The following is a 23672-nucleotide window of genomic DNA, read 5'->3' as shown; positions in this document are numbered from 1 at the left end:
CCTGTTTGTTTCGCGAGCCTGTTTTGCGCCGGACTGTCCTCCCGCTGCGCGCAGCCCGCAAGCGCGCAGCTTGCGGACGCTTCGGAACCGGCTTCGCAAGTTGCGAACGAGTCCCGATTGCGATTGACATCTCCGGCCTTCAAACGATAGTTTCATACAACTGTTTGAATTGCAACTCCCTGCCCTCCGGGACATCCATGGCCAGCGATCATACGAGATCTGCCATTCTCGCCGCCGCCGAACGGCTCTATGCCGATCGCGGCTTCGGCGACGTGACGCTGCGCGACATCGTCGCGGAGGCGGGTGTCAACCTCGCCGCGGTGAACTATCATTTCGGCTCGAAGGACGAGCTGATCGCGGAATTATTCGTCACCCGCTCGATCGCCACCAACCGCGAGCGCCTGCGCGAATTGAAGGCGGCGGAAGAGCAAGGCGGCGGCCGTGCGCCGATCGAGGTGATCTTGCACGCGCTGGTCGGGCCGACGCTGCGCGGCTGCCTCGGCCCCGAAAACCAGCGCTCCACCGCAGCGCGCTTCATGATCCGCGCCTCGATCGAATCCGTGCCGCCGATCCGCCGCATCAAGAACCGCGAGATCGACCATTTGCGCAAATTCGCCGGCGCGATGCGCCGCGCCCTGCCCGACCGCAGCGACGTCGATATCTACTGGGGCCTCAACTTCGCGCTCGCGATGGCGCACCACACCATCCGCGAGAGCGAGCGGCTGACAAAGCTGTCGGAAGGCAAATGCGACCTCGACGACGTCGAGGACGTGGTCGCGCGCGTGGTCAGCGTGGCGACGATGGCGCTGACGGCGGGAAAGGCCGAGACGAAGGCGCCGGCGCGGCTAGCGGCGCGGTAGTCCCTCACATCATCGCGATGCAGTCGATCTCGACGTCGAAGGGGCCGAACCATTCCGGCGTGCAGACGAAGATCCGCGCCGGCGGATCGATCGGGAAATAGCGCGCATAGATGGCGTTGAACGCGGCGAAGTGTTTCGTCGAGGTGCAGTAGACGTTGCACTTCATGACGTTGTCGAGCGAGGCGCCGGCCGTCTGGAGGCACAGCTTCATCTGCTCCAAGACGATCTCGCTCCGCCGCTCGATCGGCATTTGCGCAATCTCGCCCGTCTCCGGGTCGAACGGCGGCAGGCCGGCGACAAAGATCATGTTGCCGGCGCGCGTCACCGGCGAGACCGGCGCGTTGCGGCGATTGAGAAAGGTCGAGATCGGTTCGACGCGGAGCGCTTCGCGTTTCATGCAGCCACCTTCGGTTCAAGCGAGACCGACGCCTGTCTACATCATCCTGCAGCCGGCATGCTTCGCTTCTAATCGAAATGTGGTTGTCGCGGCGGGTTCAGGCCCGCTGCGGCATCTCCTCGGCCTCTTCCTTGGCGAGCAGCAGCAGCATCTCGATGCCCATCTCACCTTCCTGCGGCGAGCGGATGAACTTGATCTCCTCGGCACTCTGCCGCAGTGCAGCAACGATGGCGACGGCCTGATTGGCGGTTGCTGCCTCGGTCGCCAGAATTGCCTTCTGGTCCTTGGCCTGGAACCCGATCGTGTAGGACATCCATTTCCCTCCCGACGTTAGTGGAGAGATCGAAACAGAGTCTCGCGCGGAACGGAAGCCTGTGAGACTACGGACCGGGACTATCTGGGGATGGCGCGCAAGCCTCAGGCAAGGCCGGGCGTCGCCCGCGCGTCCTCAGCGGCCGCCGCTTTGCTGCGAACCACCCTCTCCCACGAGGAAAGAGGGTAAGAGCTTCTGCTGAGTTAGATGATCCCCTGCTGCTTCAGCGTCTCGATTTTGCCCGCATCATAGCCGAGCTTGCCGCCGAGGATCTCTTGCGTGTGCTCGCCGAGCAGCGGCGGGGCGCGATATTCGGTGATGGGGGTGCCCGAAAGGGTCAGCGCGTTGCGGATCAGCGAGAGCTCCGGTTCGAACTTGTGCTCGGTCTTCACCCGCATGCCGCGCGACTGGACGTGCGGATCGGAAAACACCTGCTCGAAATTGTTGATCGGACCCGAGGGCACGCCGGCCTCCTCCAGCTTCTCCAGCCAGTACGCCACCGGCTGCTTCAGGAACAGGCCGGCGAAGATCGCCATGATCTCCTTGCCGTGCACGACGCGGTCGTTGTTCTTGATGAAGCGCGGGTCGCTCGCAAGCTCCGGCGCGCCGAGCACGGCACAGGTTTTCCGGAACTGGCCGTCATTGCCGACCACCAGCATCAGTTCGCCATCGGTGCAGCGGAACACGCCGGCCGGCATGCCGCCATTGCCCCAGGTGCCGCGGCGCGGCGGCGTCTTGCCATTGACGAGATAGATCTGCAGCCAGTGCGACAGCGATGCGATCACGGTGTCGAACAGGCAGACGTCGATGTGCTGCCCCTGCCCGTTATTGACGTCGCGATGATAGAGCGCCGAGAGAATCCCGATCGAGGTGTTCATGCCGGTCATGTAGTCGACGATCGACGGGCCGACCTTCATCGGGCCCTCGCCGGGCTCGCCGTCGATATGACCGGTGACGCTCATCAGGCCGCCCATCGCCTGCAGGATAGCGTCATAGCCGGCGCGCGGCGCATACGGTCCGGTCTGGCCGAAGCCGGTCACCGAGCAATAGATGATGCCGGGGTTGATCGCCTTGATCGTCTCGTAGTCGAGGCCGTAGCGCTTGAGATCGCCGACCTTGTAGTTCTCCATGAAGACGTCGACGTCCTTGGCGAGCTCGCGGATGATCGCCTGGCCCTCGGGCTTGGCGATGTTGACGGTGACCGACTTCTTGTTGCGGTTGGCGCAGAGATAGAAGGAATTGTTGTTGTTGGCCTTGCCTTCGGGATCGCTGAGGTAAGGCGGGCCGAAGGCGCGCGCGTCGTCGCCGGTGCCCGGCCGCTCGATCTTGATCACCTCGGCGCCGAGATCACCCAGCATCTGGGCCGACAAAGGCCCGGCAAGCACGCGCGTGAGGTCAAGGATCTTGATGCCTGAAAGCGGCAGGGCCGACATGTCGATTTCCTCCGGGGAACTGAATTTTGGCGCGGCGGCTCTGAGCGGCCGCGCTCCCCAGCGGATACACTATTTTGGCGCCTTGAGCACTGCACTGGCGGCATACGGCTATCCGCAGCTCCGGCAGCAAGCCAATTCCTGTCCGCAACTTTCCGCGCCGCGAATATTGCCTGATCGGCTCAGGACACGGCCGCCGCCACCACCCGCGGCCGCCGCCGGCCGAGCAGGATCAGGATCAGCACCGTTGCGCAGGAGCAGACGAAGGTGAGACCGAGCGCGCCGCGGCTGCCGAATTGGGTGAGCAGGCCGACGAGGAGCGGCGGCGAGATCGCGGACGCCAGATTGAGGGGCAGCGCGATCATCGACATCGCCTTGGCGAACTCAGCCTGGTCGTAAAATACGAGCGGGATGGTGGCCCGCGCCACCGCCATCGCGCCGCTGCCGGCGCCGTAGAGCAGGATGAAGACCGCGACCGCCCAGGTCGCGCCCTCGCTCAGCATCAGCAGCAGCATGGCGACGGGCAGCGCCGTGCCCGCGACGAGCCCGGTCGTGATCCCGTCCCATCGCCCGCCGCCGAGGAGATCGAGCCCGCGGGCGCTGACCTGGATCACGCCCAGCATGGAGCCGAACGCGAGGGCTTGCGCGGGCGTGAGCCCCTCCGCCCGCAACAGCTCGATCATGATGGCGCTGATGCCGAAATTGACGAAGGCGTTGAGCGTGATCGCGGCGACGACGAGGCCGAAGGTGCTCCTCGGAATCGCGGGCACATCGGCAGACTTGGCCGGCGTGCCGCCATCGTCCTTCGCAAGTCTCCGGCGCGGCGCCACGAATGCATAGAGCGGAAGCGACACGAGGATCAGCATGGCCGCGTAAACCAGACACGTCCCCCGCCAGCCGAGGTGCCCGCTGAGAAACGAGGTCGTCGGCCAGAAGATGCTGCTGGACAGGCCCGTCACCAGCATCAAGGCCCCGATCGCGTTCTTGGCCTGCCGCCCGGCGATCTCGTTCAGCATGATATAGGCGCCGGTCGACAGCGTGGCGCTGCCGGCGATGCCGAGGACGATCCAGGCGGCGAAATAGAGCATCGGCTCGTGCGCGAGGGACAGCAGCACGAAGCCCGGCGCGGTGACGACCGTGCCGAACATCATGACCGTCCGCGCGCCATGCCGTGCAAACGATTTGGCGAGCCACGGCGCGCACAGCCCCATCGAGACGTAGAGAACGGATGTCCCGGCGAACACCGCCGGCAGGCTCATGCCGAGATCGGCGGCGAGATCGCGCCCGACGATGGCGGGAAGACCTATTGTACCCCAGCCAACAAGCTGGGTGATCGCGAGCACCAGCAGGACCCCGATGAGCCTGCTGTCAGATTTCAAGAACCGCATTCCAACCGTCGCCTGCCCGGCAGGCGCCGATCACGCCTGTGACACCTCTCTTAGCCGGAGACTCAGCGCACGGGAACGCCGGCCGCCGAATGGCAGAAGGCAGCCCGGAGCATGTCAGGAGGAGGCAGTATCCCCTACCGCGCGATCCCAAGCAGGGATCGCGCCTCGGCGGCGGTCGCAACGCGGCGACCGTGGCGCGTGACAGCCTGGCAGGCGATGGTCACGAGCTCCGCATTGCTGGCGGCCAGGCGTGTCTTGTCGATCCTGATATTGTCCTCGAGCCCGGTCCGAACCGCGTCGGCGCCTCGCGCCAGCGCCCAGCCCATGACCTCGGCCTGGTGACGTCCGATCCCGGCCGCGGTCCAGGTCGCGTGCGGGATCAGCCGCCTGAGCTCTGCCAGCAGGATGTCGAGAACATGCTCATCCGCCGGCATCGCGTTCTTGACGCCCATGACGAACTGCACGTGCGGACGTGAGTCCATCAGCCCCGCCTCGATCAGGCGGCGGGCACCATGGATATGCGACAGATCGAAGATCTCGATCTCCGGCCGGATGCCATTCGTCCGCATGCCGGTGGCGAGGGTCTCAACCAGGGCGGCGCTATTCTCATAAACAATCGTCGGGAAGTTCACCGATCCCGTGGACAGCGAGGCCATGTCCGGCTTCAGATAAAGCGACGATCCACGCGCCGAGGGATCGCGGCCCCGCCCGCCGGTCGAGAACTGGACGATCATGCCAGGACAATGCTTCCTGATCCCCTCCGCTACCTTCGCGAAACGTTCGGGATCGGACGACGGCGTCTCGTCATCGTTGCGAACATGGATGTGGGCAAGCGTGGCGCCGGCCTCGAAGGCCTCCTGCGTCGAATCGATCTGCTCGGACGGCAGAATCGGCACCGCCGGATTGTCCTTCTTGCGCGGAACGGAGCCGGTGATAGCGACAGCAACGACGACGGGGTTCATCCTGCAACCTCATGATGATTGCGCTCACGCGCACCAAGTTGGATCAGGCCCTGACATAACGCGCGGAGCCCTGCCGCCGCAAACATCAATTGTCGCGGCGGCACGGCTTCCTTGCGTTCGCGTCAGGTCTGAACTGCGGCCACACCACTCGCCGCTTCCGCCCGCTGCCGCTCATAGTCGGCTCGGGCGATCGGAACGGCCTTGGGATTGCCGAGATCATCGATGCTGATCCGATAGGTCTCCCGGGCCGTGACGGCCGCGAGCGCCGCGATCACCGTGATGCCGAAGGCGATCGCGCCCACCGTCAAGGGAATGTTGGCCGAGCCGGGAGGCGCTACGATGGCGAACAGGGCCGGAAGCAACGCGGTGATGGTCGTTCCGATGTTCTGCGAGATCGCCATCGCCGACACCCGTGTGCGGGTCGGAAACAGCTCCGGGTAAAAGCTCGGGAAGATCGCGTTATAGCCCTGATAGACGACGCCCCACATCAGGAGCGACAGCAGGATCGCCAGCGGCACGTTCCTGATGCTGATGGCATAGAGATAGCCGAAGGCGAGCAAGCCGGAGAGCAGCGCGCCCACGACGATCGGAGGCTTGCGCCCGACCTTGTCCGAGAGATTGCCGACGAAGGGAATGACGAACACGGCCAGCATGTTTCCGAGGACCGGGATCCACAGATAAACGTCCTTGGCAAAGCCGATGCCGTAAGCCGGCTGCACCGCGTAGGCCGCGCCGAAGATGGTCGCAACAACCGGAATGACATTCATCAGCGCCATGCAGATGACCCTGAGCATGTCGGGCCAGTTCAGCTTGATGGCCTGAACGATGGGCGCCCGCGGCGTTTCTCCCCGCTCGCCCTCGCGCGCAAAGGCGGGGGTCTCGTCGACTTCGCGGCGAATGATGTAGCCCGCGACGATGACGAAGAAGCTGAGCAGGAAGGGAATCCGCCAGCCCCAGCTGTTGAAGGCGTCGGTCGGCATATAGGCCGCCAGCGGCAGGAAGACCGCAGCTGCGAGAATTTGTCCAGCCTGTACGCCCTGAAGGGCGAAGCTTGCATAGAAGCCGCGTCGACCGAACGGCGCATGCTCCAGAATCATCGAGCTTGCGCCGGAGATTTCGCCGGCAACGGCAAATCCCTGCACGAGGCGCAGCATGACGAGCAGGATCGGCGCCAGGATGCCGACCTGCTGATAGGTCGGCAGGATGCCCACCGCCATGGTCGAGATGCCCATCAGGAACATGCAGACGATGAGGACGGTCTTGCGGCCATGGGTGTCGCCCCAATGTCCGAGCACGAAGGCGCCGATCGGCCGGGCCACATATCCAACGCCATAGGTCGCCAGCGATGCGACGATCGCGACCGTGGGATTGTCCGACGGGAAGAAGATCTGCGGGAAGATCAGCGACGCAGCGGTCGCGTAGATGAAGAAGTCATAATATTCGAGAGCCGACCCGATCCAGCCGCTGGCAGCAGCCTTCCTGGACTGACTCATGTCGTGGATCGCGCGCGTGGTACCCATCACAAAAGTTCCTCCCGATCTGTTCGTTTGTTGACGTCCCGTTGGCGGGCTTCGCTGGACAATTGGACAGCAATCCCCGGTCGCTCTGCGGAGCTCCGCGAGCGCTTGGCACTGCCGGTCGGTGTCTTGAGTGAGGACGACAGTAGGCTTTCGCCGGGCTAACACAATTACCCAGTTATGCGATAAACCTAACATGATGTTATCAGGGCTAAGAGGCCGGAACAGGCCATCCTGCACGCTGACCGACGGCTCGGCATGCCGCCGCGGAATTCATTCCGGCGGATTGAACGTCCGCACGAAGTACACGGGCTCCCTGCCCTTCTTCAGGCGATAGAGCTGCGCCGGACGGTTGGGGCCGCGCCGCATCTTCGCGACCGGCTCGATCATGTCGGCCGACAGGATCCGGGTGCGGAAGGCGCTTTTCTCGAGCGGGCGGTCGAGCACGATCTCATAGACGCGCTGCAGATCCGGCAGGGTGAATTCCGGCGGCATCAGATAGGCCGGCAGTGAGGTGTACTCCACCTTGTTGCGCAGGCGCTGGATTGCGGTTGCCAGGATGTCGCCGTGATCGAAGGCGAGCTTGTCCTTGAGCCTTCCGCCTCGAATCGGAAACCACCGCGCATCGTTCGCCAGCACGCCTGCTTCCGCCGGGATCAGCGCGAAATAGGCGTGCGTCGCCGACCAGCCGCGCGGATCGCGCGTCGCGCTTCCCCAGCTTCCGAGTTGCTCCAGATAAGGGCTGGTGACCCCGGTCTTCTCCCTCAGCTTGCGGGCCGCGCAAGCCGCAAGGTCGCGGTCCTTCGTGACGTCCACGAAGCCGCCCGGCAGCGCCAAGCTGAGCGGAAACGGCTCGCCCTCGCCGGCCGGGCGCTGCATCAGCAGCACCTGAAGCCTGTCGTCGAGGATCGTAAAGATCACGACATCGACCGTGGTCAGGGGTCGTGGGAAGTCCAATTGCCCTGATTTACCAGACCCTTCAGCCCGACCTTCGCCCGCCATCGGCAGCCTCCCCTATTCGAACTTGACAGTAGCATAGTTAGTTGTACAGTCCAACTTACTTAGTTGCCCAGACACACTTATTGCAGCCGTTGGAGAAACACATGTTCGGCGTCAGGTTCATCAAGGCCCAGCCCACCACCTATCTGATGAAGTACCGCGCCGGCGCGGTCGTCGCCGAGGGCACCGGTCTTTCCGCGCTCTATTACGCGCCCGTGACCATGCTGGTCGCGGTGCCCATCGGCAGCCGCGACGCCTCGTTCATCTTCGAGCAAACCGCGCGCGACTTTCAGACGCTGACCGTGCAGGGTCAGGTGACTTATCGCGTCAGCGACCCGAAGAAGGCGGCATCGATGCTCGACTTCACCCTGAAGGCTGACGGCAAGACCTATGCGAGCGATGATCCGGAGAAGCTGCCGGAGCGCATTCTCGGCACGGTCGAGGTCCTCGCCCAGCAAGCGGTCAAGGAGCTGACGCTGAGGGACGCATTGCAGGCGTCCGATCGCATCGCCGACATCATCGCGGGCGGATTGAGGGCGCGCGCCGACATCGCCGCTCTCGGTCTCGAAATCCTCGGCGTGTCGATCCGCGGCATCAAGCCAACGCCGGACACCGCAAAGGCGCTGGAGGCACAAGCGCGCGAGGCGATCCTGAAGAACGCAGACGAAGCCATCTTCGCCCGGCGCAACTTCGCCGTCGAGCAGGAGCGAGCTATTCGCGAGAGCGAACTCGACACCGAGATCGCGGTCGAGCAGAAGAAGCGGTCAATTCGCGAGACCCAGATGGATGCCGAGGCGAGCGTTGCAGCAAAGCGCAATGAGCTGCGCGAGGCCGGCATGGCCGCGGACATCGTGCTGGAAGGCAAGCGCAAGGATTTCGTCGGCCTAAACGCCGAGAACACCAGGACGCTGGCCGACGCCGAGGCCTACCGCGTCGGCGCGCTGATGAAGATCTTCGAGGGCGTCGACACCCGCGTGATCCAGGCGCTTGCCGCCGCCGGCATGCAGCCGGGTCAGCTGATCGCACAAGCCTTCTCCGGCATTGCCGAGAAGGCCGAGAAGATCGGCCAGCTCAACGTCTCGCCGGACCTGCTCAGCCAATTGATGGAGAAGCCGAAGGAGGCCGCCAATGCCCGCCGCCAATGACCGCAAGGTGGTGCTGGTGACGCGCAAGACCAGGCTGGAGGACCTGATCGCGCGCCACCTGACGGCGGCGCAGGCGCGCTTCTATGTCGAGCATCTCGGTGCCGACTTCTCCGACTATGAGCGCGAGCACGAGGTCTATCGTGCGCAGCGTCACACGACGCTGCAAGTGCTGGAGCAATGGGGGCGCTATCAGGTCATCGACCGTGGCTTCCTGCCGAACTTCCTCTTCGGGCCTGATGACATCGCGGTCGCGCTCGGCCAGGACGGCGTCGTCGCCAACACGATGAAATATCTCGACGACCATCCGCTGATCGGGCTCAATCCGGATCCCGCGCGCCACGACGGCATCCTCCTGCCCTTTGCGCCGCATGACCTCGCCAAGCTTTTGCCGGAGGTCGCCACTGAGAAGCGCGGCAGCCAGGCCGTGACGATGGCCGAAGCGCGGCTCAACAACGGCCAGGTGCTCTACGCCGTCAACGATTTGTTCGTCGGCGCCCGCACGCATGTCTCCGCGATCTACGAGCTTGCGGCCGGCGGGGCGACGGAACGGCAATCTTCGAGCGGACTGATCGTCTCGACCGGGCTCGGATCGACCGCCTGGTTCAAGAGCATCGTCACCGGCTCGCTGGCCATTGCCGGCAACTTCGGCCGGCCGCCCCCGCTGACCGGTTACGAGGCCCTGCCCTGGGACGCGCCGGAGCTGCGCTTCGCGGTGCGCGAGCCCTTCCCGAGCCGCCATTCGCAGACCAATCTCGTCTGCGGCCGGCTCGCGTCGGCGGACCAATTGCGCATCCGCTCGCTGATGGCGGAAAACGGCGTCATCTTCAGCGACGGCGTCGAAGCCGACCGCCTCGACTTCAACGCGGGTGCCGAGGTCACGATCGGGATTGCCGCGCGGCGCGGGCGGCTGATCGTCTGATCATGTTGCGCCAAGCCGCGTCAGGCGGTGTGGCCGGGATCGATATGCTTCGGCGTCTTCTTCTCGCGCTGCGGCGTCATCTTGGCCGGATCAGGCGCACCGGGCACGCCGCGGGGACCGAGCTGCTCGCGCTGGATGTCGTCCTCGGAGCGGGATGGCTCGACGCCGTTCGGCTCACGCGGCTTGGTCATCGCGTGTTCCTTCTCAAGCGTTGTCCTGGACGCCGAGCGCGTTGCCTCCAGCCTCGCGGCCGGGCACGCTGACCTGGACTTCATGTCCCTCACGCAGCGCTAGGGATGCGGCAGCGACTGCGGACTCGAACGCAGCTTCCTTGGTGGCGTAGGTGTTCTTGACGTCGCCGTCGTGCAGCACGCCCCATTCGTCCTGCACCGGCACGATGGCATATTGAGCAAGGCCCATTGTCCAACTCCTGGCTTGAGTTTCAGAATTTGGCTTTCTCCGTCTGTCCGATAACGCGCGGGCGGGCCTAACGTTGCGTCAGCTGCGGATGCGCGGCGGTGACGCGCCACACCGTGTTGCCGCTGTCGTCTGCGACCAGCAACGCGCCTGATTTATCGATGGCGACGCCGACGGGACGACCGCGCGCCTGGTTGTCGCTGTTGAGGAAGCCGGTCACGACGTCCTGCGCCGGTCCGCTCGGCTTGCCGTCCTTGAACGGTACGAACACGACCTTGTAGCCGTTGAGCACCTGCCTGTTCCAACTGCCATGCTCGCCGACGAAGGCGCCGCCACGATTGGCGGCCGGCAGGCTGGAGCCAGTGTTGAAGGCCATCCCGAGCGGGGCGACATGCGAGCTCAGGGCATAATCCGGCACGATCGCCTTGGCGACGAGGTCCGGCCGCTGCGGCTTGACGCGGGGATCAACGTGCTGGCCGTAATAGCTATAGGGCCAGCCGTAAAAGCCGCCATCCTTCACCGAGGTCATGTAGTCAGGGACGAGATCGGGACCGAGCTCGTCGCGCTCGTTCACCACCGTCCACAGCGCGCCGCTCTGCGGCTCGAAGCTGAGCCCGTTGGGATTGCGCAGTCCGCTTGCGAACACCCGCCAGCGGCCGCTGGCACGATCCACCTCGAGGATCGCGGCGCGATTGTGCTCGGCCTCCATACCGTTCTCGGTGATGTTGCTGTTGGAGCCGACGCCGGCATAGAGTTTCGAGCCGTCGGGGCTCGCGACCAGGCTCTTGGTCCAGTGATGGTTGATCGGCCCGCCCGGCAGCGGCGTCAGCACCGTGCCCGGCGCGGTGATCTTGGTGTCGCCTTCCGTGTAGGGATATCTGACGATGGCATCGGCGTTGGCGACGTAGAGGTCGTTGCCGACCAGCGCGACACCGAACGGCGAGTTGAGATGATCGAGGAAGACGCTTTGGGTATCCGGCACGCCGTCGCCATTGCTGTCACGCAGCAGGGTGATGCGGTTGCCCGGCCCGGTGTCGTTGCCGCCCGAGGTCGCCCAGGACTCGATATAGCCCATGACGATCTCCTTGGGCCGCTTGATCCCGGCCCCCTTCGGCGCCTTGGATTCCGCCACGAGCACGTCACCGTTGGGCAGCACGTAGATGAAACGCGGATGCTGCAGCCCGGTCGCGAAAGCCTTGACCTGCAGGCCCTCAGCCACATCAGGCGTCTCGTCCTTCTTCCAGCCGACGATGCGCGCGATGTGGACGGGCGGCAGCAGATATTGCTGGATGTCGGGAAGCTCAGGGTTGGGCCCGATTTGCGCCTTGGGGTCGCCGCTGCCGTCGTTGCAGCCGGCCAAAAGCAGCAGTGAGGCGCACAGCAGCGCGCGGCCGATCGAGAAATTCATCGCGCAACTCCCACGCCGTGGCGATAGACCATGGCCCAGCCGAGCCAGCCGGTGACGGGCAGGATCAGCACGGTGATCACCGAAAGAACGAGGCCGGTCGGCCACACCGAGGTCCAGGCATCGCGCGTATGGATCAGCGCGTTGACGATGGCCAGGATCAGCGCCACGGCATTGCCGATCAGATGCGGCCAGGCCGGCGTCTGCGCCCGCACCAGGCGGTTGCTGAGGAAATCAATCAGGCCCGCGATCGCCGCCAGCACGCCGAAGACGACACCAACGAGCAGAAGCCAGGCGGAAAAATCCGCCCACATGATCTCGGCGCTGGCGACATAGGCGATGTCGGTCAACAACGCCCCGACGAAGCATGCGATCGGAATCGGCACCAGCATCGGATGAATGGGATGACCCGCGATCTCAGCGGTAGTGCGCACGCGCACGTCTCGTTGCACGGTTTGGCCTCGTGTGACTTTCGGTCCTGCCCGACCGGCCAACTCGTGCGCAGTGTGATGGTTCCTGGGGCTTCGTGCGCCGCAACCCGACAGCGCGTCAGATCCAGCCTTTCGCGGACCTCGTCATCTTCGATCGCCTGATCCAGACGCGCATTGTTCTTGCCGGCGCAGGTCAATATGCTCGGTGCATTGCTTTTTTGGGGGGATCGCATGAAGTTGATATTGTCTGTGGCGACGTCCTTGACGCTGGCGTTGTGCACAACTGCTCACGGGCAGCCCGCGGCGAGTTGCGTTGGCAAGTTCGTCGGCACCTGGATTCACCATGGCATTGCCGGCCAGACCAACACCGCGAACCTGCAACCGGATGGGCGGGCTCTCTGCAGCGACAACAAAAACTGCGTTGAGGGCACGTGGACCTGTAGTGGCAACGTGCTGAATTACGACAACGGGATGTACAAGACCGACTACACTCTTCAGGCCGACGGCACCATGACTGCGCGCGGCGGCATCGTGGTCACCCGCGTCGGACCCGCCCCAAAACTATCGGCGCCGCGCGAACCTGCAGGATCGAACACGACAGCCGCCTGCGGCGGTCTTCTTGTACAGGAAAAGCAGGATAACGGCATCAAGGGCGGCAACGTTCACGAGCGATCGTACGTCGTCTGTCAGAAATTCGAGAACAAGTGCGGCTACCCGGTGTCCTTTGCCGTGAAGAGCAACAAAGTCAAAATCAAGCTGTCCGCCACTGTTCAGCCGGGCAAGATGGAGAAGATTTGCGCCACGTCCGAGACTGAGACGCTGCAATATCTCGGCTGGAAGCAAACCCTCTGAGGACGGGAGACGTGCAGGGGTTGCAGGGGCGTGCGGGCGCCGTCGCCTAGACGCGGCGGGCGCTGAGGATTGGAGCGGGTGAAGGGAATCGAACCCTCGTATTCAGCTTGGAAGTCACAGAATTTCGTAGTCCGTGCAAGGGCCATTCCGACACTGTACAGCCCTCCCGGTGATTGACACCACAAGGGAATTTCTCTTTGTCGGAATGGCGACTACTAGAAGCGTTGGTTTTTGCTGCTCTGTAGGCTCTCGATAGGAACTGCTACTCATGTTTCTTCCCGCAGAGTTGCGGGCGGTCCGGACTGCGCCCATCGCCGTACCGAACGTCGCTGGCCGAGGAGCTATTCGGCCGCGCCTTCGAGGGCTCGCACCTCGGCGCGCTGCGGGGGCTCGGGCACCTGACAGCCCGTCGTGCAGCAGCGGCCCGGCTGCCTCGAGACGCGGCGGCCTTCTTCGAGGATGCCGCGGTCGAGAAGGCCCTCGACGAGTTCGATCTTCTCCATCACCGGATAGTTGCGCCAAATTTCGCGTTTCATCGCCTCCGGCGAGCCGCCTCCGTGCAGCGAGATGACCGAGTACCAGCCGGCTTCGTGCGAGACCGTGAGGTCTTCGATGAAGCGGGCGACCTCGGCGCGCTTGTCGGCGGGGATGTCCGACCTGCCACCCATGACCGCGGCGAGCGACGCCTTGGTTTCCGGGTTGTGGTCTTCCTCCGGACCCGGCAGGGCGACGATCAAGCCGCCCGAGACGTAGTGCGCCACGCGGTGCATGTCGTAGATTTTGGTCGCGAGCAGAAGTTTGCCGATGTTGGAGAACACCGCATCCGGCATCACCGAGCCGGCTGGATCCTTGGTGCAGTAGATGGACGAAGCGACGCCGCAGGCGTAGAAGCTCTCCGTGATTGTGATGAGTTCGACCATGGCCTCGCGGATGTGCGCATGACGGTCGATGTCGAGGCCGTTGGCTTCGATCATCAACGCGCCAGCGCCGATCAGGAGATCGCCGAATCCGGCGCGGGCGCCGATGCAGGAATGCCGGTGGTGGGTGGCGTAGGACGTGGTGAGGAAGCCCCCTTCCTCGGTCTCGCCGGCCAGGAAGACGCGGTCGTGCGGCACGAAGACATCCTCGAACATCACGACGCCGACCGACTGGCCGTACTTGGCCGAGAACTTGGCGGACGCCTCGCCGGGACGCCCGGCCGGGCGGGCGATGATGGTAACGCCCGGCGCATCGCAAGGCACCGCGCAGCACACGGCGAAATCCCTGTCCTCCGGATTGTGGGTCCGGCACGGCATGACGAGGAATTCGTGCATGTAGGGCGCGCCGGTAACGATCGCCTTGGTGCCGCGGATGACGATGCCGTCTGGACGGCGTTCCTTGATGTGCACGTAGACGTCGGGATTGACCTGCGCGCCGGGCCGCTTCGAACGATCGCCCTTGGCGTCGGTCATCGCCACGCCAAGCGTCAGGTCCCTGTCCTGGATGTCATGCAGATAAGCGAGGAAGCGCTGGCTGTAGTCGGTGCCGTGACGGTCGTCCGTCAGCTTGGTCGACTGATAGAGGCCATTGAGCGCATCGTGCGTGAGGTAACGCTGCGCGCAGCCGACGGTCCTGCAGACCAGGCGCACCGCCTCGAGCTTGAAAAGCAGATCCTGCGAGGTCTCGTTGATATGCAGCATCCGGTTGACGATCTTGCCGGAGGTGCTCTGCCGCGCCGTCATGATCGGCACGTGCTCCTGCTTGAGAGCAAAATCGTAGGTCACGCCGACACCGGCAACGCCGGGCGCGAGCAGCAGCTCGTCGGCGACGCTTTCGACGACCTTGCCGTTGACGAAGACCCGCGGCTTGTAGGCGCGAAGGGAATCCCGGTAGTCGGCACCCGACATCAGCATGGCGTCACTCCCTATTGTTTAAATAATTAAACGCCGTTAGAATTTTTAACGCTGTTAGAATTGGTGTCAAGCGGGATTCGAGGGGCGGATGGTCGAAAGGCGACAGAGCCGGCGTGATGCGGTCAGCGGGCACAAACGGGAACTCATTCTGGGCGCTGCGAAGCAAATCTTCGCGGAGGAAGGGCTCGAGGGCGCAAGCCTGAGGGCAATCGCTGTCCGTGCCGGGTACACGCCCGCCGCGCTCTACTTCCACTTCGAATCCAAGGAAGCGATTTACGCGGAGGTGCTGAAGGCCTCCCTCACCTCGCTCGGAGCCGCGGTCGATCGCGCGGTGGCGCAGACCCGGACCGCGGGGCAACGGCTGAAGGCCGCGGCGATGTCATTCTTCCGTTTCTACGCCGAGAATCCGCGCGATCTCGACCTGGGGTTCTATCTGTTCCGCGGCGGCATGAAGCCCACCGGCTTGGGACCCGACCGCGACGAGGTCTTGAACGCGGCCTTGGAGTCCGCGCTGCGCCCGATCGCCGAAGCCGCGATCGAACTAGGAGCTTCAAGGCAGAAGGCGAACCTCCTGATGGTCGACTGCTTCGCGCACGCGACCGGATTGCTGCTTTTGCTCCATACCGGCCGCATTCGGATGTTCGCGGCCTCCGCGCCGGACCTGATGGAAGCCTATGTGAAGGATCGCATCGCCCACCTGACGGAGGAGTGACGCCCATGCTCACCATCAACCCCAAGTGCTCGATCCTTCTCATCATCGACTTCCAGTCGCGGCTGATGCCGGCGATTCACGACGGCGAGGCCGCGGTTCGAAACGCCAACCGCCTCATTGAGGCGGCGAAGCTGCTTGGCATTCCCCGCCTGTTCACCGAGCAGAACGCCAAGGGCCTTGGACCAACCGTTGGCGAGATCGCGATCGAGAATGACCACTTGGTCCACAAGCAGTTCTTCGACGCCTGCCGCGAAGAAGGCTTCCTGGACCGCGTCCCCGCCGACGCCATCGTCGTCGTCGCGGGCTGCGAGTCCCACGTCTGCGTCCAGCAGACGGTGCTCGGCCTGCTGCACGCATCCCGAAAAACCTACGTCGTTCGGGACGCCCTTGGCTCGCGCCATCCGGAAGACAAGGAAACCGCGATCCGCCGCATGGAGCATCACGGAGCGGAAATCGTTACGACGGAAATGGTCGTGTTCGAATGGCTACAGACGGCGGACAGCGCGCACTTCCGGCCGGTCATCACGCTCATCAAGTAGATTGATCTCTTCAGCCGTACCGCGTCGAGATTGTCGGAATGGCGTCAGCGTGGAAATCTAAGAATCCCAGCTAAGACACTGAAATCGCAATTGGAGCGGGTGAAGGGAATCGAACCCTCGTATTCAGCTTGGAAGGCTGAATCCTCAACCTTTATAGAACACATTCATGCGACCTCAACATATTGAAAGTACTGTTATTTCTGCTATATTTGGACCTTATCTCGGCGATGCTCCTTGAATAGCTGTTTTTGTACGATCGTTGTACGAGGCCGTAATGACCAACAAGCCCGTTTACGAAAGAAGGCCCGTTCACTTCCGAGACACTTGGGACGTTCAGAAGGCTTTCCAGTATGCCTCGAGCGGCCAGATTAAAGGCAAGGTTGCAGAATGGCGCGACACCAAAACTGTTGGTCTCACGCTGCGAATAACGCCGGGGAAAGTCGTTTGGTATGTCCGTCGACGCGAGGTAACACTCCGAATTGGGCTCGCCTCGGAGATTGACCTGGATACCGCGCGGTACGTCGCACAACAGACGCACTTGGCCGCGGGCCGAAAGCGCAATCTTCGCGAGTTTGTCGATACGTTGGTGCGACTCACAACGGACAGCGGGAGGTACAAGGACCCATTCGGAAACGTCGAGACCGCAGATCAGTTTGCCGACGAAACCTCCCTATTAGCCTACCGCAAACGCATTGGAGATGCTGGGATCACGTGGACTTGGAAGGCTCTCACACAGCATTTCCTCGATTATCAGCTTCCGAAGCTCAAGGCGAAATACCGCAATCAATATGAGCGTTATCTAAGACTGCGGGAGTTTGCATCGATCAACGATAAACTCGTCAGTGAAATCAAATTGCGTGATCTCGAGCGAGTACGCGATCAAGTCCATCTCAATCATGCCCCCTCCGCGGTTCACCGGGCCCTCACTCAATCCAAGCGAATGCTCAGTTGGGCCTGGAAATACCGCGCTGCCCAGTCTGGTTTGGAGGAAGTCGAGTATGAGTGGTGGAACAGGTGGTCATTTGAGTACAGGACAGGCGAGCGAACGCGCACTCCGTCAATTAATGAAATAGCTCGTACGCTTGCTATCGCAGAGCGATTTCGGCACCTCGCCGACGGCGAGCACGACACATATGCTGGAACGATTGGTGCGCTGTGGGGCGTTGCGCTAACTGCGCAACGTACTGGGGCTTTTGTTCAATTGCGCCTCGATCGCCTTTTTGAAGCAGCCAAGACCTATCCGAAGTTGCGAGGTTGGAAGATCGCCAACTGGACATCTGACGAAATGAAGGGCGGCAAGGACGGGGGGCGGCCTCACTCGCTTCCTTTGCCACCGGAGGTCCTCAAAATTCTCAAGCAGTTCCACGCGGAATCTGGAGGAAAGTCCGAGTGGATGTTTTCGGGGCGCGACATCACAAAGCACATCACTCCGGCGGCATTAAACCAACTCATGTATCGGCTTCAGGGCCGGGTCTACGATCACACGATCCGGCAGAAGCCGGCCCGAAAAGGTAAGCCCGGGCCGAAGCCACAGCCCAAAAAGGAGCGTCCAGATCTATTTGACAGGTTCGACATTGAACCGTGGACCTTGCACGATTGCCGAAGAACGCTAACAACGTACCTCGACGATAAGCGATTGGGCGGTGCAGCCACCGCGATTCTTGGCCACAAGACCGCTCACGATCGCACGAGCGAGCGGGAGAAGATGGCCTCGGTTACAGAGCAGCACTACAACCGATCGCAGAAGATCAGCCTGAAGGCAGAGGGAATGGCTCTCTGGGTCAAGGCTCTGTTGATCGCGTACGAGAAAGAACGTCGCAAGCTTTCCCAAACGATTGAGCCGCGCCGTCGCGCTGCCTAATGGTAGAACTCGAGCCCGAGTTCGCGCACTATGTCTCGGCGACCGATTGCGCGGGATACCCCACGGGCAAATTCAGCGTACGCGTCCGGGCAAGACCCTGGTCCCGCAAGCTCGCCGTTGACTCCGTGGTTTGGCAGCCAGATTGAGCGAGAAACGACACCATTGAGTTGTTGCTGCGGCATTTGTATCTTATAAAATACGGCGTGGCGTAGGTTAGAGAAACCGTCCAATTGTCTTAATTCGCTACGTAATTTGGCGCGCTCGCCAGTGATGTTGGAGAAGAGCAATGGCCAAAACCAGACCATTTGACGCATCCGAGTATCTGGACAGTACTGAGGCGATCGCCGCTTACCTAAGTGAAGCCTTCGAAACCAATGATCCAAGCTTCGTCACCGACGCTATCGGCATTGTTTCCCGCGCACGCGGTATATCCACTCTTGCTAAGGATACAGGTCTTTCACGCGAAAACCTTTATAAGGCCCTTAGTTCAGAGGGACATCCCGAGTTCAGCACCGTTATGAAGGTACTTGGTTCTCTTGGCGTTGAACTGCACGCCCAACCGAAACGCGTACTACGATATCAGCGTCGACGTCGTAGCCTAAGACGAACTCGAACGTCTCTGCACCCAGGTTATCGGTGAAGGGAGCGTCCGGATCGGTTTCGAGTCGAACTCATATGCCATTTCGCGGACATACTGTATTTCCATAGGATATCCCTCAGACTTCCGGATCGATGCTGCGCAGGAGCCGTTGCCGCTCCGCATGGCCAAGCCGGATCTGCATGAGCGCAGACTATCGCCTTATGATCCGAAGCCGGCGTGTCGATCCTTATGTGACTCGTTCAGGACGCCGGCGAGCCGAAGCCCTTCAAGGATACCTTCGATCCGCTGCTCCCGCAGCGTAGCGGCAAGCAGCGCAACGGCCTCGGCCTGGTCAACCGTAAAGCGAACCTCACGCGACCGTTGCAGCAAAGCATCGAGAAAAGACGGAACGCTCGCGGTGTAGTGGCGAAGTGCCGATGCGGCCTCTGCCGCCAGATAAGTTGCCAAATCCGCATCGCGTGCCGAGCTTGTACCGGGCTCGACATCCGCACGCTGATTGATCGCCTCTCGCAGCAGAGCGCTCTGCCGCTTTGCGTCCATCGCAAGCATGAACACCGCATCCGCGAGCTGCTCGCGCGGCAGGCCTCTCAAGCCTGCAATGCGCTTTTGAATGTGGTCGTCTGGACTTAGTTGAGGCTGACGCCGCGGACGGGATCCGCTCGTTTGCTTTTGAACCATCGACTGCTCTCTGGCGGAGCGATATATCCCCGGGCAGCGCGAAGTGAAAGCGCAAACTCAGGCCGCTGCCGACTCGCGAGGACTCCAAATTTTCGCCGGCGCTTGCGACGTCAGAACGCGTGAATTTCGTGGTCGGATCGCGCCTGCGCGTCGTAGACCCGGACCTGGAGCATGGGAAATCGCCGCTTCAGATCTCGCGCGCCGTGTTCGACGCCATCTTTCGTCTCGAACTCCGTCTTCACGCAACCGTCGACCACGATCGCATAACCACTCGTCGGCAGATCTCGCGTAGAATTTGGCATCTTTGGACCCAAGTCCTGGAGGTGAGTTTCTAATGGCTTAAGGTGAGTCTCGCCGCAGCGACAAGCCCGGCTATGTCTTGCAGCGGACTTGTCAGCCGCAGTTTTGAAGCAAGGTGGGTACCGCTCGGAACAGGAGAACCGCCATGCTCACGAACGTCGAACCCGTGACGACGAAATAGGCGATGAGCCTACCGCTGGCTGAGCAGGCCTCGTTTCCATTGCCGCCTGACATTGCAACCGTCCTGTTTTCCTAGAGCTGGACGAGACATAACCTGAGTCGCAAAATCGCAAGCGGATCAAATCTTTCCGGCAATTTACTCCTCGTTAACGACTCGGCACCGCGTCCCGACGGTTTTCCGACGCTATCATTTGCAGGCCGATTCGCGCGGTCCAGGCAACCCGTTCGAATCCGGGATCGCTCCCAGTAACCCTAGTTGCGGCCTCCCATCTCATCGATCAGCTTGCGCGCCTCGTCGCGTTCCGGAATCGGGCGTCCGCTGTCTCGCCATTCGATGGCTGCCTTGAAGCCGTGCTTCTGAGCGTACCTCCTGAACCATAAGCCCTCCGGATTGTGACGTGTGATGCCGTCAAACAGGGTCGCGAGGGACTGCGTCTGCTCGAGACCCATGGTCAGCATCACCTGATTGACGACCATCTTGTGCATGGCGAGGTGGCTCTTCGGAACGCCGGCGATCCGGTCCGCTAGCTTTCGTGTCGCGGTCTCAAGCTGCTCCACCGGAACGCAGACGTTCGCCAATCCCCACTCCGCCGCCTTGCGCCCATCGATCATGTTCCCTGTAAACATCATCTCCTTGGCGCGCGTGGGTCCCAGCTTGAACGTCCACATGGCGGTGGTGGGGCAGCCCCAGACGCGTGTCGGCATGTAACCGATGCGGGCATCCTCGGCCATCACGATCAAGTCGCAACAGAGCGCGATATCGCTGCCGCCAGCAACCGCGGCGCCGTGAATCTTGGCGATGGTCGGCTTGGAGCATTTCCACAAGCTCATGAAGTTATCGGTGTTCTTCTTCATATATGCGTAGTCGACAATCGGATCCCAAGGCTCGCTCTCCTGCTGGCACGGGTGCTCGATCTCGCTTTCCGCATAGGCGACCAGATCATAGCCGCCGCAGAATCCCTTGCCTGCGCCTTCGATTACGATGACGTGCACATCATCGTTTGTCTCGGCCCACTCGATCGCTGCCCGGATCTCTCCGGGCATCGCATCGTCGATGGCGTTGAAACGACCGGGACGGTCGAGGATGAGACGGGCGATATTTGGCGCGTCCTCGCGGACCGCGATGCTGAGGGTCGAGAAATTCGGCATGTTAACCTCCCGAATGTGGAAACAGTCAGCATTGACTGTAGCAGCTAATGCGATACAGTCAATGCTGACTGTTGAGGGGACACATGCCTAGCATAGCGAAGAGCGGAAGCCCGGACGGGCCAGCCGAGACCACACGATCGCGGATTCTGAACGCCGCCGTCGACTGTTTGATCGACGTCGGCGTCGCCGGTACAACGACGCTTGCCGTTCAGCATCGGGCGGACGTCAGTCGCGGCGCCCTTCTCCATCACTTTCCCACCCACGCCTCTCTGTTGGCCGCGAGCGTCGCCGAACTGGTCAGCCGGAACGAGAAGGCCGTCTCGCAAGGGCGCGCAGGCGCAAGGCCGGCCGATACGTTGGTCGCTGCTGTCGAGGCCCTCGCATTTGCTGCACGTCAACCAGCCTATCTAGCCGAACTGGAGCTCTGGGCGGTGGCTCGCACGGATGCTGCCTTGAAACAGGCGTTGACCACGGCCGAACGTGGTGCGCGACGCGATCTCGAGCGCGTCTACGTCCAGCTATTCGGCGAGTGGACGGATTCCGAGGCCTACGGCGATGTCATCGCGCTAACTCTCCACTTCATAAGAGGGCTCGCGATTTCTGAGAACCTTCGCGGTTCTGCGGGACGACGTGAGCGACTTGTAACTATCTGGGCAGATGCGATGCGAACGCTGCTCGAAACGAAAAGGAAGGCGCGACACAATAATTAACGCGAGGGAGGATGGACATGGAAACGACGAAGCTTCTGGAATCCTATTGGCCGGCGGATACGACGCGAGCCATTATCGACGCCAGCATCGGGACGGCGCTCGCCACGACGACCGTTGAGGTTCCCGATCGCATCGCGCTCGTCGAGGTCGTGCCGACATCCGTTCCGTCGCCGGTGGGCGAAGCACAAACCGACCGTCGCTGGACGTACGCCCAGTTGCAGGCCGACGCGACTCACTGCGCGAGCTGGCTGCTAGGGAAGTTCAAGACAGGCGACCGCATCTGCGTCTGGGCACCCAACGTGCCCGAGTGGGTAGTTCTGCAGTACGGCACCGCGCTCGCTGGTATGGTCCTGGTGACGGCCAATCCGGCGTTCAAGCCGAGCGAACTGGAGTTCCTGCTACGTCAGTCCAAGACCTCCGCCCTCTTCCATCTGTCGAGCTTCCGCGGCGTTGATACCGGAGCCATCGCCCGCGACATGGAGAAGATTGGCCTCAAGTGCTACTCTTTCGATGGGTGGCTGAACGAGATCCGGAGCACGCCGACAACGAAACTTCCCGAGATCGAGCCGGGACATGCTGCGCAGATCCAGTACACCTCCGGAACCACAGGCCATCCCAAGGGCGCCCTGCTGCATCACCGCGGCCTGGTGACGAACGCGAGCTACGTTGCGGCCAGGACCGGGCTAGAAAGCAGCGTGCTGCTCAGCCCGATGCCCCTCTTTCACACGGCCGGGTCAGTGATGAGCGTCCTCGGCTGTATGACTTCCCGCGCGACATTGGTTCTACCGCTCCTCTTCGATCCGCCTACGGTCCTGCAGGCCATCGAAGCCACAAAAGCCGAGATCATGTTCGGCGTCCCGTCAATGTTGCTCGCGCTGATCGACGTTATGAAGACCGAACCGCGCGACCTTTCGTCGTTGCGCGTCGCGTTGTCCGGAGGCGCTCCCGTCTCCCCGGAGATACACCGGCGCGTAAAAGAAGCGCTTGGTCTTCCCGTCGTCACGGTCTTCGGCCAGACCGAACTCAGCCCAATTGTCGCACAGACAAGCGTCGACGACCCCGAGAAGGAGCTTGTCCACACAGTCGGAAAGCCGCTCTGGAATGTCGAGGTGCGGATCGCGGATCCAATGGATCTGCGGCTGCGGCCGATCGGCACCGAGGGCGAGATTCAAGCCCGCGGTTATCAGACCATGATCGGCTATTTCGACGCGCCCGAAGACACACGCCAGGCCATCACGACCGACGGATGGCTGCGCACAGGCGATCTTGGAACGCTTGATGAGAGGGGATACCTGCGCGTCACCGGCAGGCTGAAGGACATGATCATCCGCGGTGGAGAGAACATCTATCCGGTCGAGATCGAAGCCTGCCTTTTGCGGCATCCTGACGTCGCCGATGTCGCTGTGTTCGGGGCACCGGACGAAAAGTGGGGAGAGGTCGTAGCGGCCGCCGTCTGTTTGTCACCAAACGCGTCCGGCTGCGCGGAAAAGCTGATCGAGCACTGTCGTGGGGCGATGGCGCACCACAAGCACCAACGCACTGGTTTACCTGCACCGAATTTCCGCTGACAGCATCCGGCAAGGTCCAGAAATTCAAGCTCCGAGAGGCTCTGGCTGCCGGCGCGCTCGACAAACTAGACTAATGAATGGCGTTCAGCGGAAACACCACGCCCAGTATGCGCCCCCCGATCCCGTCGCTCGTGACGTCGATCCTTATGAAACGGTCGAGCGCCAGTGCGGCGGAACGTGTCGAGGCCACTCACGGCCCACTGCGTACGGAAATGCAGGGCGTCGGGAACGTCTTCGCCGCGCGAACTCCCGGCTGGACCGTCTGAATCCGGCTCCTGCTGTCGGCCAGGATTCCGCGGAGATCCTTTCGGGCGGCTGGCCAGCTCATTGGCATCGCCTGTCTTCGCGTCTGGGCCTTCTCCGATCGGACCTGAGCATCGCGTTTCTCAATCGCTTCGAAGAAGCGACCGGTCTAGTTCCCTTCAACTTCAACATCGCGTGGTAGAT

The 23672-nt window shown here is 62.4% G+C and carries 25 protein-coding genes; 10 read left to right on the top strand and 15 right to left on the bottom strand.

All coding sequences use genetic code 11. The features are described from left to right. Positions 1-197 precede the first annotated feature (197 nt). Positions 198-860 carry a TetR/AcrR family transcriptional regulator gene (locus tag RAD10_RS15420; protein WP_461618183.1) on the top strand — a complete coding sequence of 221 codons (663 nt, stop codon included), beginning with the start codon at positions 198-200 and terminating at the stop codon, positions 858-860. Between the two features lie 4 nt (positions 861-864). Here the strand turns inward: RAD10_RS15420 and RAD10_RS15415 are convergent, their stop codons facing one another. The 7 genes from RAD10_RS15415 to RAD10_RS15385 form a co-directional block, all read right to left on the bottom strand. Further along, positions 865-1257 (bottom strand): RidA family protein, encoded by a 393-nt coding sequence (locus RAD10_RS15415; RefSeq protein ID WP_461618182.1) that lies wholly within the window; start codon positions 1255-1257, stop codon positions 865-867. A 97-nt stretch (positions 1258-1354) separates the two neighbouring features. Next, positions 1355-1570: a hypothetical protein gene (locus tag RAD10_RS15410; protein ID WP_018322217.1), complete on the bottom strand. Its 216-nt coding sequence runs from the start codon at positions 1568-1570 to the stop codon at positions 1355-1357. 203 nt (positions 1571-1773) lie between these two features. Next, positions 1774-3003: a CaiB/BaiF CoA transferase family protein gene (locus RAD10_RS15405; protein WP_461618181.1), complete on the bottom strand. Its 1230-nt coding sequence runs from the start codon at positions 3001-3003 to the stop codon at positions 1774-1776. Positions 3004-3182: 179 nt separating this feature from the next. Beyond that, positions 3183-4388 carry an MFS transporter gene (locus tag RAD10_RS15400; RefSeq protein ID WP_461618180.1) on the bottom strand — a complete coding sequence of 402 codons (1206 nt, stop codon included), beginning with the start codon at positions 4386-4388 and terminating at the stop codon, positions 3183-3185. A 134-nt stretch (positions 4389-4522) separates the two neighbouring features. Then, complete coding sequence (locus tag RAD10_RS15395; RefSeq protein ID WP_461618179.1) at positions 4523-5350, bottom strand: beta-keto acid cleavage family enzyme; 828 nt, start codon at positions 5348-5350, stop codon at positions 4523-4525. Between the two features lie 122 nt (positions 5351-5472). Then, positions 5473-6870, bottom strand: coding sequence for an MFS transporter (locus RAD10_RS15390; RefSeq protein ID WP_461618178.1), 1398 nt, complete (start codon positions 6868-6870; stop codon positions 5473-5475). Between the two features lie 270 nt (positions 6871-7140). After that, positions 7141-7869 carry an NUDIX hydrolase gene (locus RAD10_RS15385; RefSeq protein ID WP_461618177.1) on the bottom strand — a complete coding sequence of 243 codons (729 nt, stop codon included), beginning with the start codon at positions 7867-7869 and terminating at the stop codon, positions 7141-7143. Between the two features lie 101 nt (positions 7870-7970). Here RAD10_RS15385 and RAD10_RS15380 point away from each other — a divergent pair, with 101 nt between their 5' ends. After that, a complete protein-coding gene (locus tag RAD10_RS15380; RefSeq protein ID WP_461618176.1) occupies positions 7971-9011 on the top strand; it encodes an SPFH domain-containing protein in 1041 nt (346 codons plus the stop codon). Further along, a complete protein-coding gene (locus RAD10_RS15375) occupies positions 8995-9930 on the top strand; it encodes a diacylglycerol kinase catalytic domain-containing protein (protein WP_461618175.1) in 936 nt (311 codons plus the stop codon). The genes RAD10_RS15380 and RAD10_RS15375 overlap by 17 nt, the downstream gene beginning before the upstream one ends. A 20-nt stretch (positions 9931-9950) precedes the next feature. Here the strand turns inward: RAD10_RS15375 and RAD10_RS15370 are convergent, their stop codons facing one another. The 4 genes from RAD10_RS15370 to RAD10_RS15355 form a co-directional block, all read right to left on the bottom strand. Beyond that, on the bottom strand, positions 9951-10121 hold the full coding sequence (locus RAD10_RS15370; RefSeq protein ID WP_162832278.1) for a hypothetical protein: 171 nt from the start codon (positions 10119-10121) through the stop codon (positions 9951-9953). Between the two features lie 13 nt (positions 10122-10134). After that, the gene (locus RAD10_RS15365; protein WP_461618174.1) at positions 10135-10350 is read right to left on the bottom strand and encodes a hypothetical protein; all 216 of its coding nucleotides are present in this window, start codon (positions 10348-10350) and stop codon (positions 10135-10137) included. 67 nt (positions 10351-10417) lie between these two features. Further along, on the bottom strand, positions 10418-11755 hold the full coding sequence (locus RAD10_RS15360; RefSeq protein ID WP_461618173.1) for a PQQ-dependent sugar dehydrogenase: 1338 nt from the start codon (positions 11753-11755) through the stop codon (positions 10418-10420). Then, the gene (locus tag RAD10_RS15355; protein WP_461618172.1) at positions 11752-12204 is read right to left on the bottom strand and encodes a DUF2231 domain-containing protein; all 453 of its coding nucleotides are present in this window, start codon (positions 12202-12204) and stop codon (positions 11752-11754) included. Before RAD10_RS15355 ends, RAD10_RS15360 begins: the two co-directional genes overlap by 4 nt. A 210-nt stretch (positions 12205-12414) precedes the next feature. On the opposite strand from RAD10_RS15355, the gene RAD10_RS15350 reads away from it, so the two are divergent. Beyond that, a complete protein-coding gene (locus tag RAD10_RS15350) occupies positions 12415-13035 on the top strand; it encodes a hypothetical protein (protein WP_461618171.1) in 621 nt (206 codons plus the stop codon). A gap of 341 nt (positions 13036-13376) precedes the next feature. On the opposite strand, the gene RAD10_RS15345 is transcribed toward RAD10_RS15350, so the two are convergent. Beyond that, positions 13377-14927 carry a 4-hydroxyphenylacetate 3-hydroxylase family protein gene (locus RAD10_RS15345; RefSeq protein WP_461618170.1) on the bottom strand — a complete coding sequence of 517 codons (1551 nt, stop codon included), beginning with the start codon at positions 14925-14927 and terminating at the stop codon, positions 13377-13379. Between the two features lie 88 nt (positions 14928-15015). Between RAD10_RS15345 and RAD10_RS15340 the strand changes: the two genes are divergently transcribed. The 4 genes from RAD10_RS15340 to RAD10_RS15325 all read left to right on the top strand — a co-directional run bounded on the left by RAD10_RS15340 (position 15016) and on the right by RAD10_RS15325 (position 18679). Then, positions 15016-15639 (top strand): TetR family transcriptional regulator, encoded by a 624-nt coding sequence (locus RAD10_RS15340; RefSeq protein WP_461618169.1) that lies wholly within the window; start codon positions 15016-15018, stop codon positions 15637-15639. Positions 15640-15644: 5 nt separating this feature from the next. Further along, entirely contained in the window at positions 15645-16178 is a 534-nt protein-coding gene (locus RAD10_RS15335) for an isochorismatase family protein (RefSeq protein WP_461618168.1), read from the top strand. A gap of 274 nt (positions 16179-16452) precedes the next feature. Beyond that, the gene (locus tag RAD10_RS15330) at positions 16453-18039 is read left to right on the top strand and encodes a hypothetical protein (RefSeq protein ID WP_461618167.1); all 1587 of its coding nucleotides are present in this window, start codon (positions 16453-16455) and stop codon (positions 18037-18039) included. 286 nt (positions 18040-18325) lie between these two features. Next, the gene (locus RAD10_RS15325; protein ID WP_461618166.1) at positions 18326-18679 is read left to right on the top strand and encodes an addiction module antidote protein; all 354 of its coding nucleotides are present in this window, start codon (positions 18326-18328) and stop codon (positions 18677-18679) included. 159 nt (positions 18680-18838) lie between these two features. Here the strand turns inward: RAD10_RS15325 and RAD10_RS15320 are convergent, their stop codons facing one another. From RAD10_RS15320 to RAD10_RS15310, 3 genes are all read right to left on the bottom strand, one after another. Further along, on the bottom strand, positions 18839-19318 hold the full coding sequence (locus RAD10_RS15320) for a hypothetical protein (protein ID WP_461618165.1): 480 nt from the start codon (positions 19316-19318) through the stop codon (positions 18839-18841). A 110-nt stretch (positions 19319-19428) separates the two neighbouring features. Continuing rightward, positions 19429-19560, bottom strand: coding sequence for a hypothetical protein (locus RAD10_RS15315; protein WP_461618164.1), 132 nt, complete (start codon positions 19558-19560; stop codon positions 19429-19431). A gap of 490 nt (positions 19561-20050) precedes the next feature. Next, complete coding sequence (locus tag RAD10_RS15310; RefSeq protein WP_461618252.1) at positions 20051-20962, bottom strand: crotonase/enoyl-CoA hydratase family protein; 912 nt, start codon at positions 20960-20962, stop codon at positions 20051-20053. 68 nt (positions 20963-21030) lie between these two features. On the opposite strand from RAD10_RS15310, the gene RAD10_RS15305 reads away from it, so the two are divergent. Together RAD10_RS15305 and RAD10_RS15300 are read left to right on the top strand one after the other, a co-directional pair. Beyond that, complete coding sequence (locus tag RAD10_RS15305; protein WP_461618163.1) at positions 21031-21657, top strand: TetR/AcrR family transcriptional regulator; 627 nt, start codon at positions 21031-21033, stop codon at positions 21655-21657. Positions 21658-21674: 17 nt separating this feature from the next. Then, positions 21675-23225: an AMP-binding protein gene (locus RAD10_RS15300; RefSeq protein ID WP_461618162.1), complete on the top strand. Its 1551-nt coding sequence runs from the start codon at positions 21675-21677 to the stop codon at positions 23223-23225. Positions 23226-23672 lie beyond the last annotated feature (447 nt).

The organism is Bradyrhizobium sp. 23AC (assembly GCF_054863025.1).
Note: the sequence above shows the minus strand (reverse complement) of the source record. Positions and strands in the feature narration are given on the sequence as shown.

Excerpts from the sequence above, each read along its gene's own strand:
- RAD10_RS15410 (WP_018322217.1), bottom strand. The coding sequence starts at position 1,570 with ATGTCCTACACGATCGGGTTCCAGGCCAAGGACCAGAAGGCAATTCTG.
- RAD10_RS15325 (WP_461618166.1), top strand. The coding sequence starts at position 18,326 with ATGGCCAAAACCAGACCATTTGACGCATCCGAGTATCTGGACAGTACT.
- RAD10_RS15335 (WP_461618168.1), top strand. The coding sequence starts at position 15,645 with ATGCTCACCATCAACCCCAAGTGCTCGATCCTTCTCATCATCGACTTC.
- RAD10_RS15395 (WP_461618179.1), bottom strand. The coding sequence starts at position 5,350 with ATGAACCCCGTCGTCGTTGCTGTCGCTATCACCGGCTCCGTTCCGCGC.
- RAD10_RS15305 (WP_461618163.1), top strand. The coding sequence starts at position 21,031 with ATGCCTAGCATAGCGAAGAGCGGAAGCCCGGACGGGCCAGCCGAGACC.
- RAD10_RS15350 (WP_461618171.1), top strand. The coding sequence starts at position 12,415 with ATGAAGTTGATATTGTCTGTGGCGACGTCCTTGACGCTGGCGTTGTGC.
- RAD10_RS15415 (WP_461618182.1), bottom strand. The coding sequence starts at position 1,257 with ATGAAACGCGAAGCGCTCCGCGTCGAACCGATCTCGACCTTTCTCAAT.
- RAD10_RS15330 (WP_461618167.1), top strand. The coding sequence starts at position 16,453 with ATGACCAACAAGCCCGTTTACGAAAGAAGGCCCGTTCACTTCCGAGAC.
- RAD10_RS15375 (WP_461618175.1), top strand. The coding sequence starts at position 8,995 with ATGCCCGCCGCCAATGACCGCAAGGTGGTGCTGGTGACGCGCAAGACC.
- RAD10_RS15370 (WP_162832278.1), bottom strand. The coding sequence starts at position 10,121 with ATGACCAAGCCGCGTGAGCCGAACGGCGTCGAGCCATCCCGCTCCGAG.
- RAD10_RS15385 (WP_461618177.1), bottom strand. The coding sequence starts at position 7,869 with ATGGCGGGCGAAGGTCGGGCTGAAGGGTCTGGTAAATCAGGGCAATTG.
- RAD10_RS15360 (WP_461618173.1), bottom strand. The coding sequence starts at position 11,755 with ATGAATTTCTCGATCGGCCGCGCGCTGCTGTGCGCCTCACTGCTGCTT.
- RAD10_RS15400 (WP_461618180.1), bottom strand. The coding sequence starts at position 4,388 with ATGCGGTTCTTGAAATCTGACAGCAGGCTCATCGGGGTCCTGCTGGTG.
- RAD10_RS15340 (WP_461618169.1), top strand. The coding sequence starts at position 15,016 with ATGGTCGAAAGGCGACAGAGCCGGCGTGATGCGGTCAGCGGGCACAAA.
- RAD10_RS15320 (WP_461618165.1), bottom strand. The coding sequence starts at position 19,318 with ATGGTTCAAAAGCAAACGAGCGGATCCCGTCCGCGGCGTCAGCCTCAA.
- RAD10_RS15300 (WP_461618162.1), top strand. The coding sequence starts at position 21,675 with ATGGAAACGACGAAGCTTCTGGAATCCTATTGGCCGGCGGATACGACG.
- RAD10_RS15345 (WP_461618170.1), bottom strand. The coding sequence starts at position 14,927 with ATGCTGATGTCGGGTGCCGACTACCGGGATTCCCTTCGCGCCTACAAG.
- RAD10_RS15365 (WP_461618174.1), bottom strand. The coding sequence starts at position 10,350 with ATGGGCCTTGCTCAATATGCCATCGTGCCGGTGCAGGACGAATGGGGC.
- RAD10_RS15405 (WP_461618181.1), bottom strand. The coding sequence starts at position 3,003 with ATGTCGGCCCTGCCGCTTTCAGGCATCAAGATCCTTGACCTCACGCGC.
- RAD10_RS15420 (WP_461618183.1), top strand. The coding sequence starts at position 198 with ATGGCCAGCGATCATACGAGATCTGCCATTCTCGCCGCCGCCGAACGG.
- RAD10_RS15390 (WP_461618178.1), bottom strand. The coding sequence starts at position 6,870 with ATGGGTACCACGCGCGCGATCCACGACATGAGTCAGTCCAGGAAGGCT.
- RAD10_RS15380 (WP_461618176.1), top strand. The coding sequence starts at position 7,971 with ATGTTCGGCGTCAGGTTCATCAAGGCCCAGCCCACCACCTATCTGATG.